1 rRNA gene (cut by both window edges) is annotated in these 1,563 nt (G+C 56.6%); it reads right to left on the bottom strand.

The features are described 5' to 3' along the window. Positions 1 to 1,563 (bottom strand): 23S ribosomal RNA (locus ACGFR9_RS35140) (it extends past both window edges: 1,127 nt to the left, 531 nt to the right).

The following is a 1,563-nucleotide window of genomic DNA, read 5'->3' as shown; positions in this document are numbered from 1 at the left end:
GTGCAGGTCGGAACTTACCCGACAAGGAATTTCGCTACCTTAGGATGGTTATAGTTACCACCGCCGTTTACTGGCGCTTAAGTTCTCAGCTTCGCCCCACCGAAATGGAGCTAACCGGTCCCCTTAACGTTCCAGCACCGGGCAGGCGTCAGTCCGTATACATCGCCTTACGGCTTCGCACGGACCTGTGTTTTTAGTAAACAGTCGCTTCTCGCTGGTCTCTGCGGCCACCCCCAGCTCAAGGAGTAAATCCTCTCACCAGTGATGGCCCCCCTTCTCCCGAAGTTACGGGGGCATTTTGCCGAGTTCCTTAACCATAGTTCACCCGAACGCCTCGGTATTCTCTACCTGACCACCTGAGTCGGTTTAGGGTACGGGCCGCCATGAAACTCGCTAGAGGCTTTTCTCGACAGCATAGGATCATCCACTTCACCACAATCGGCTCGGCATCAGGTCTCAGACTATGTGCCAGGCGGATTTACCTACCTGACGTCCTACACCCTTACCCCGGGACAACCACCGCCCGGGATGGACTACCTTCCTGCGTCACCCCATCACTCACCTACTACCAGCTCGGGTCACCGGCTCCACCACTCCGACCTCGTCCGAAGACTCAGCCGGCGGCTTCACGGGCTTAGCATCACTGGATTCAATGTTTGACGCTTCACAGCGGGTACCGGAATATCAACCGGTTATCCATCGACTACGCCTGTCGGCCTCGCCTTAGGTCCCGACTTACCCTGGGCAGATCAGCTTGACCCAGGAACCCTTAGTCAATCGGCGCACACGTTTCTCACGTGTGAATCGCTACTCATGCCTGCATTCTCACTCGTGAACCGTCCACAACTCGCTTCCGCGGCTGCTTCACCCGGCACACGACGCTCCCCTACCCATCCACACAGGCGTTGGCCCTATTGTGTGAATGACACGACTTCGGCGGTACGCTTGAGCCCCGCTACATTGTCGGCGCGGAATCACTAGACCAGTGAGCTATTACGCACTCTTTCAAGGGTGGCTGCTTCTAAGCCAACCTCCTGGTTGTCTGTGCGACTCCACATCCTTTCCCACTTAGCGTACGCTTAGGGGCCTTAGTCGATGCTCTGGGCTGTTTCCCTCTCGACCATGGAGCTTATCCCCCACAGTCTCACTGCCGCGCTCTCACTTACCGGCATTCGGAGTTTGGCTAAGGTCAGTAACCCGGTAGGGCCCATCGCCTATCCAGTGCTCTACCTCCGGCAAGAAACACACGACGCTGCACCTAAATGCATTTCGGGGAGAACCAGCTATCACGGAGTTTGATTGGCCTTTCACCCCTAACCACAGGTCATCCCCCAGGTTTTCAACCCTGGTGGGTTCGGTCCTCCACGAAGTCTTACCTCCGCTTCAACCTGCCCATGGCTAGATCACTCCGCTTCGGGTCTTGAGCATGCTACTGAAACGCCCTGTTCGGACTCGCTTTCGCTACGGCTTCCCCACCCGGGTTAACCTCGCAACACACCGCAAACTCGCAGGCTCATTCTTCAAAAGGCACGCAGTCACGAGACACCAAGCAAGCTTGATGCC

The organism is Streptomyces sp. NPDC048584, assembly GCF_043199595.1.
Lineage (GTDB): Bacteria > Actinomycetota > Actinomycetes > Streptomycetales > Streptomycetaceae > Streptomyces > Streptomyces edwardsiae.
The sequence above is the reverse complement of the archived record's forward strand: the minus strand, read 5'-3'. Positions and strand labels throughout refer to the sequence as shown.